At 59.0% G+C, this 3,539-nt stretch carries 4 protein-coding genes; all 4 read left to right on the forward strand.

Translation table 11 applies throughout. The features are described 5' to 3' along the window. Positions 1 to 313 precede the first annotated feature (313 nt). Positions 314 to 742 (forward strand): division/cell wall cluster transcriptional repressor MraZ, encoded by a 429-nt coding sequence (gene mraZ, locus ACK4OE_RS25530; protein WP_409889225.1) that lies wholly within the window; start codon positions 314 to 316, stop codon positions 740 to 742. A gap of 9 nt (positions 743 to 751) precedes the next feature. Further along, positions 752 to 1,705 carry a 16S rRNA (cytosine(1402)-N(4))-methyltransferase RsmH gene (rsmH, locus tag ACK4OE_RS25535; RefSeq protein ID WP_409889222.1) on the forward strand — a complete coding sequence of 318 codons (954 nt, stop codon included), beginning with the start codon at positions 752 to 754 and terminating at the stop codon, positions 1,703 to 1,705. Then, positions 1,702 to 1,995: a cell division protein FtsL gene (gene ftsL, locus ACK4OE_RS25540; protein ID WP_409889223.1), complete on the forward strand. Its 294-nt coding sequence runs from the start codon at positions 1,702 to 1,704 to the stop codon at positions 1,993 to 1,995. The genes rsmH and ftsL overlap by 4 nt, the downstream gene beginning before the upstream one ends. Continuing rightward, positions 1,988 to 3,539: peptidoglycan D,D-transpeptidase FtsI family protein (locus ACK4OE_RS25545; protein WP_409889224.1), on the forward strand; the 1,552-nt coding region annotated here is incomplete at its 3' end. The genes ftsL and ACK4OE_RS25545, both read left to right, overlap by 8 nt.

A 3,539-nucleotide genomic window follows, 5' to 3' on the forward strand; every position in this document is an offset into this window, starting at 1 on the left:
GCGGAATGTCGACGCCCTTTTTTCTCGCGCACGAGTTGCGTGAGATGCTGGCGCAGCTTTTTTCCTGAATTCATCCCGCTCACGCCTTTTTGGGTGTCGCCAGTGCGCTTGTTTAAAGCAACACTTTCATTGGACGTTCTAAGTGCTTAATTTAGAACGTTTTTTGATTCGACTCCAGCTTCGCAATGTGTTTCTAAGTGCTTGATTTCATTGAAAAAATTTGTAGCAAACCACTTGCATGGGAAAACTTTCCTGATAAAGTGGGAAAAAGTGCAATTTAGTGGTGAAAAGTGTTTTCCAAAGGTTTTTAACGGTGTTTCAAGGCGCGTCTTCTCTAGCTCTCGATACCAAGGGGCGGCTCTCAGTGCCGACCCGGTATCGTGACGTGCTGAGCGCCACCGCGTCCAGTCAACTCACCATCACCAAACACCCTCACGGCTGTCTCATGATATTCCCCCGCAACGAGTGGGAGAAATTTCGCGAACGCATCGCCTCGCTGCCCATGCAGGCTCAGTGGTGGAAAAGGATTTTTCTGGGCAACGCCATGGACGTGGATATGGATGCCACGGGTCGTGTGCTCGTTTCGCCGGAATTGCGCGCTGCGGCAGGCATCAGCAGGGACACGGTGCTGCTTGGCATGGGCAGCTACTTTGAACTGTGGGATGCGGCGACCTATGCGGCCCAGGAGGCCGAGCAGATGAAGGGCGACATGCCCGATGTCTTCAGAGATTTTTCATTCTGAAAGACGACGGTGCAAGACACATGGACACATCGCACCGTCTTGTTGAACGAAGCAGTCGCAGCGCTTCAGGTCAATCCGGACGGGCATTACATCGACGCGACCTTCGGGCGTGGAGGACATTCGCGCCTCATCCTCTCGCAGCTGTCCGCCAAAGGACGGCTTACCGCCTTCGACAAGGACCCCGAAGCGATCACCGAGGCCCAAGCCATTGCAGACCCGCGTTTTGTCATACGCCACGAGGGCTTCAGCCATCTGGGCGGGCTGCCGGCGTCCAGCGCGGCGGGGATCCTGATGGATCTGGGCATCAGCTCTCCCCAGATCGACAATCCGGCGCGGGGTTTTTCATTTCGCGGCGATGGCCCGCTCGACATGCGCATGGACACGACCCGGGGTCAGAGTGTGGCCCAGTGGCTGGCCGATGCAGAGACAGACACCATTGCGGAGGTCATTCGTGAATATGGCGAAGAACGGTTTGCTGGGCAGATTGCAAAGGCGATTGATCGTCGCCGACAGGAACGGGGCGCTTTTGGAACCACCGCTGAGCTGGCCGAAGTCGTGGCTGGCGCGGTCAAAACCCGCGAGCCGGGCAAGGACCCTGCAACGCGCACATTTCAGGCTTTTCGGATTTTCATCAACGCCGAGCTTGAAGAGCTGCAACAGGCGCTAGAAGCTTCGCTGAAAGTACTGCAACCAGGGGGACGTTTGGTGGTGATCAGTTTCCATTCTCTGGAAGACCGCATCGTCAAGCAGTTCATCGCGGAACACTCGCGCGAGGTGTTTGATCGCCGCGCGCCGTTTGCTGCGCCGAAAGCCATGCGTCTCAAAGTAGTGGAGCGTCGCAAGCCAGGGCCGGAAGAGATTGCTGCCAATCCCCGTGCTCGCAGTGCGGTGATGCGGGTGGCCGAGCGCACCGAAGTGCCTGCGCAAATGCCGACGCAGCGCTATCCGGGTGCATTGACATGACGCGCCTAAACCTCGTGCTCCTTCTGGCGTTGCTGTTCAGTGCGCTGTATCTGGTGCGCACGCAGTACGAATCGCGTCGCCTCTATGTCGAGCTTGAGAAAACTGCGGCCCACAGCCGCCAGCTCGAATCTGACAGGGAGCGGCTGCAGGTTGAAAAGCGTGCACAGGCGACGCCGCTGCGCGTTGAGCAACTCTCCAAGGACAAGCTGCAGATGCGTTCGGCGACGCCGGCCATCACGCAATACGTCACCTACAAGAATCCGGCCGCGACAGGTGGCGCGCATGAGTAGAAGCGTCCGCTATACCTCCAGTCCGCTGCTGGCCAGCAAGACCCCGGTCTGGCGCAGCAAGCTGATCGTCGCAGGCATTGCTCTGGCCTTCGCCGGACTGGCGGGCCGAGCTGCGTATGTCCAGGTTGTCGGCAACGAGTTCTTTCAGCGCCAGGGTGAGGTGCGCTTTGCACGCACTCTGGAGCTGCCTGCCAACAGGGGACGCATTCTGGATCGCAATGGGCTCATTCTGGCATCCAGCGTCCCTGCGTCGAGCATCTGGGCGATTCCCGAAGATGTGGAGGCGAGCAAGGCTCAGCTCGCCGAGCTGGCCAAGCTGCTGGAGATGCCGCTAGCCGACCTCAACAGGAAGCTGGCCAACGAAGACAAGACCTTCGTGTGGGTCAAGCGCCAGGTTGACGAGCCCGTCGCGCAGAAGATTCACGGTTTGGGCATCAAGGGCATTTACCAGCGCAAGGAATACAAGCGCAAGTATCCGGAAGGTGAAACCACTGCGCACGTGGTCGGGTTCACCAATGTGGAAGACCGTGGACAGGAGGGCATCGAGCTCACTTTCAACAAGGATCTGGCCGGCAAGCCCGGTTCCCGGCGCGTGATCAAGGACCGATTGGGGCGCGTGGTTGAAAGTATTGGGGAGCAAGTGCCGCCTGTTGAAGGCAAGGACATCCAGCTCAGCGTGGACAGCAAGGTACAGTTTTTTGCCTACCAGAAGCTGCGTGATGCAGTGATCGCACGCAAGGCGAGAGCCGGCAGTGTGGTTGTGCTCGATACGACCACCGGCGAGGTGCTGGCACTGGCCAACTATCCAAGCTACGTGCCCGACAAGCGCCAGAATCTCACGGGTGAACAGTTGCGCAATCGTGCCGTGACAGACACGTTCGAGCCCGGCTCGACCATGAAACCCATCACCGTGGCCATGGCGCTGGAGGCCGGCCGCATCAAGCCGCAGACCCTGGTGGAGACCGGCCCGGGGCGGATCAGCATCGGTGGTTTCACGATCAGCGATACCCACAATTACGGGACGCTCACAGTCGAAGGAGTCATCCAGAAGTCCAGCAATGTGGGGGCACTCAAGATAGCCCAGAAGATGAGCCCGCATGAGATGTGGGACACCTATGTTGCGCTCGGCTACGGACAGAAGCCGCAAATTGAGTTCCCGGGTGCAGTCACCGGGCGCTTGCGTCCGTGGAAGTCATGGCGGCCTGTCGAGCAGGCCACGATGTCCTACGGTTATGGCCTATCGGCTTCGCTGTTCCAGATGGCGCATTCCTATACTTCTTTTGCGCATGACGGCCGGATCATCCCCGTGACCATGCTCAAGAGCAGTGAACCTGCAGTTGGCGTGCGCGTGTTTTCACCAGAGAATGCGCGTGCCGTCCGGAAAATGCTCCAGATGGCTGCAGCACCAGGCGGCACGGGGCAGTTGGCGCAGACCGTCGGCTACTCGGTTGGAGGCAAGTCAGGCACGGCGCACAAGCAGGTCGGCAAGGGGTATGCCAGCAACAAATACCGGGCATGGTTCACCGGCATGGCGCCAATCGAAG

The sequence above is a fragment of the Acidovorax sp. genome (assembly GCF_046314175.1).
GTDB lineage: Bacteria > Pseudomonadota > Gammaproteobacteria > Burkholderiales > Burkholderiaceae_C > Acidovorax.